General features: G+C 63.8%; 3 protein-coding genes and 1 pseudogene. 1 reads left to right on the forward strand and 3 read right to left on the reverse strand.

Annotation, left to right across the window (positions count from 1 at the left end; genetic code table 11):
* The 3 genes from DBR22_RS20960 to DBR22_RS20970 all read right to left on the reverse strand — a co-directional run.
* Positions 1-516: transporter substrate-binding domain-containing protein (locus tag DBR22_RS20960; RefSeq protein ID WP_146187606.1), on the reverse strand; the 516-nt coding region annotated here is incomplete at its 3' end.
* A 136-nt stretch (positions 517-652) separates the two neighbouring features.
* Positions 653-2,101, reverse strand: a complete 1,449-nt coding sequence (locus DBR22_RS20965) for an amidase (RefSeq protein WP_108600579.1) — start codon at positions 2,099-2,101, stop codon at positions 653-655.
* The gene (locus tag DBR22_RS20970; protein ID WP_108600580.1) at positions 2,098-2,769 is read right to left on the reverse strand and encodes a GntR family transcriptional regulator; all 672 of its coding nucleotides are present in this window, start codon (positions 2,767-2,769) and stop codon (positions 2,098-2,100) included. The genes DBR22_RS20965 and DBR22_RS20970 overlap by 4 nt, the downstream gene beginning before the upstream one ends.
* 134 nt (positions 2,770-2,903) lie before the next feature.
* On the opposite strand from DBR22_RS20970, the pseudogene DBR22_RS24210 reads away from it, so the two are divergent.
* Positions 2,904-3,127 (forward strand): annotated as a pseudogene (locus DBR22_RS24210) (bile acid:sodium symporter); the annotation flags it as partial.

The following is a 3,127-nucleotide window of genomic DNA, read 5'->3' on the forward strand; positions in this document are numbered from 1 at the left end:
GGGATAGGCCTTGAGCTCTTTGAAACCGCCGATGCCCTTGACATCGGATTCGGTGCCTGAGCCGCCGATGGCGCCGACAATGAAGCCGTCCAGCTTGCTGACCTGCTCCACCGAGGTGTTGTCCTTCTTCACAACGGCAACCGCACCGTCCGCCAGGTAGGGGGTGGAGAAAGTGATGGACTGCTTGCGGGGTTCGGTCATGGTCAGTCCCGACATCACGGCGTCGAACTTTCCGCTGTTCAGTCCGGGAAGCAAGCCCGTCAGCTGGCCTTCGACAAATTCTGCTTCCATGCCCAGCTTGTCGGCGATCAGCGTGCCCACTTCAATGTCGAAGCCGGTCAGCTTTCCGGCCTCCGAGAAAGTAATGGGCCGGAAGGTGCCGCTGGTGGCGATGGTGAATTTTTCCTTCGGAGCCGTGTCCGCAGAGGCGGAGCTGCTGGCCGAGCAGCCGCTGGCGGCCAGGGTGAGGGCGGCCAGAGCCGCGACGACGGCGGCTTTGCTAGTGCGTGAAAACATGCGTTGCTTCCCACTTTCAGTAATCCGTTGCCAGTGATGGTTGCTGACAGGGAAGACGCTATGGGCTCCGTGTGTCCGGGGATCGCCTGCTTCGTTTCGACTATGTTAATTGTGAATTCTGTAGACAATTTTACAGTTAGCTGGCCGTACGGTCCCCTGCGGGCTTCACGCTGTGCTCGAGAACCAGAGCCTCCAGCAGCTCGGCGAAGGCGAGGGCGGTCAGCTCACCTCCCGGAGGGGCTATCACCTGCACGGACAGAGGGAGCCCTTCTGCAGACAATCCCACCGGCAGTGACACCACGGGGCAGCCTGTCAAGGTCACGGCCCGGCAGGGTCCCATGACTTCCCAACCCTGCAGCTGCCGGCCGTCTATATCCAGTACGCCTTCAACGTCCGCCGCGGGGCCCCCGGCCACCGGAAGCAGGACAACGTCCACCGCATTGATCTGGCGGAGAGCCTGCCGGCGCGCAGACTCGGCGGCTGCCCACGCCAGGCCTGTGTCCGCGGAGGAGGCCCTGAGTGATTCCCGGATGGTCTCCAGGTTGGGCCCGGATACGCTGTCCTCTTTGCCGGCGACGGCAGCGGCATGATCGAGCATGGGGTCAAGCGCGCGCAAGCGGTTGTAGGCAGGCAGGCACTCCGCCAGCAGGTCGGGCTGCTGCTCTACCGCGTGACCCGCCGCGGCAAGTGCAGCTGCCAGCCGCCCCATCAGCGCGCTGACTTCGCTGCGGACCGGACCAAAGACGCGGCCGTCACTCCATCCAACACGGAACGCGGCGCTTTGTCCGGTTCCCGCGTCTGCTTCCACGCCGGACATCACACGGTAGGCCACCTGCAGATCACGCACCGAGCGCGCAAGCGGGCCGATCGTCTGGAACGAGCCCTGCATTCCCGGGCTGACCGCAGGCAGCACGCCTTCAGAGCCGAAGTTTCCGCCAAGCCCCGGCACCTGCCCTTCGCCGGGCAACGCTCCAATTCCTGGACGCAATGCAACAATCCCGACGCACTGGGCCGGCCATCGCAAAGATCCGCCGAAGTCTGTTCCCACACCCAGCGCGGAGATGCCTGCCGCGATCGAGGCGGCTTCCCCGCCGCTGGAACCACCTGGGGTCGCGGCCGGAAATCGGGGGTTGCCGGTCCTGCCGTTCAGCGGACTGTCACAGGTGACCCCGAAGGCAAATTCCGGGCAGTTGGTTTTTCCGATCAGGATGGCGTCGGCGTCCAGCAGCCGTTGCACCGCGGGGGCCGTGGTTGTTGCCGTCGTGCCGGCAAACGCGAGGCTGGCAGCCGTCACCGGAAGCCCGGCAACAGCGATCACGTCCTTGACGCTGAAAGGCACTCCTGCCAGCGGGCCCAGCGGTTCGCCGGCCGCACGGCGGGCATCGAGGGAGGCGGCCGCCGCGGCCGCGCCGTCCCAGTCTTCGGTGATGAAAGCATTGAGCGCGTGTCCTTTTTCTGAGCTGGCTCTTTTTCGCGCGGCGGCCACCACGTCAGTGGCAGTCAGCGCGCCCGCCTGCACCGCCTCGGCAAGGGCGGTGGCGTCCTGGTAGCCGGCGTTGATGCTGCTCAGCAGCGAGGGGCTCATTGTGCAGCGGCCAATGTGTCGCTTGCGCCCTGTCTTTCCAGGTAATCCCGTTCGCCGTGTTCTTCAAATTCACGCCGGATGCGCTTCGGGTCCCCGGAGCGGAGGCACTCCAACAGCTCCGCATGCCGGTCGCAGCCTTTGGTGAGGTCGCCTTTGGTCCGGGCCTCGTTCAGGACGTTGGCTGCCATGCAGAGCTGCATCTGTAACATCAGGGTCCGGTATGTGTCGCTGAGTCTCCGGTGCCCGGCCGCGTCCACCAGCGCCGTATGGAAGTCAACGTTCGCCTGGATGACTGCAGCCTGGTCTCCCCGTTTGGCCGCAGAACGCATGGCTTTCATGATCGGGTCGAGGGCCGCATAAGTGGACGGATCCCTTTGTGCCAAGAGGCGGTCCAAAGCGAACATTTCCAGAGCGCGCCTGAGGGAGTAGATCTCGTCGATGTCCGACTCTGTCATGGCCACCACGCGGTAGCCCCGGCGTGGCGACTGTTCCAGGAGGCCCTCGCTCTCAAGGGTGCGCAAGGCCTCCCGGAGGGGAGGGCGGGAGATCCCGAGGCGTTCGGCCAGCGGGGGCTCGTTCAGTTTGTCGCCCGGCGCCAGCTCTCCGCTCACAATCAGCTTTCGGATCTCGTTGGCAGCAAGGGAGACGAGGCTTTCCTGGACAATCATGATCCAAGACTACTGTCTACACATTCACCGAATGAAGAGGGGGCGGTGAGTTTACACAGGGTTTACACGCGGTGCACTTTCGTCAGATTGTCTACAGTATTCTGAAGTCCTTTACTGGAGAAGGATGTTGTGACATGGGAAAAACGGCAACTTACGCGCATTCACTCCGTCGGAGGTCTGCGTGGATAGATCCCTTTATTGTGCTGTTGTTGGCCACCCTTGTGGGGGCGGCTTTGTTTCCGCCACCCGACGCATTTGGCCCTGTCCTGTCCACCGCCGGTGGCATCGCGGTGGCCATCCAGTTTTTTCTCAGCGGGCTGCGGCTGCCGCCGTCAGTGGCACTACAGGGGCTGAAAGC

The sequence above is a fragment of the Arthrobacter sp. HMWF013 genome, from assembly GCF_003061105.1.
Taxonomy (GTDB): domain Bacteria; phylum Actinomycetota; class Actinomycetes; order Actinomycetales; family Micrococcaceae; genus Arthrobacter.

Bases quoted from the DNA above. Each gene is read 5' to 3' on its own strand.
- DBR22_RS20965 (WP_108600579.1), bottom strand. From the start codon at position 2,101: ATGAGCCCCTCGCTGCTGAGCAGCATCAACGCCGGCTACCAGGACGCC.
- DBR22_RS20970 (WP_108600580.1), bottom strand. From the start codon at position 2,769: ATGATTGTCCAGGAAAGCCTCGTCTCCCTTGCTGCCAACGAGATCCGA.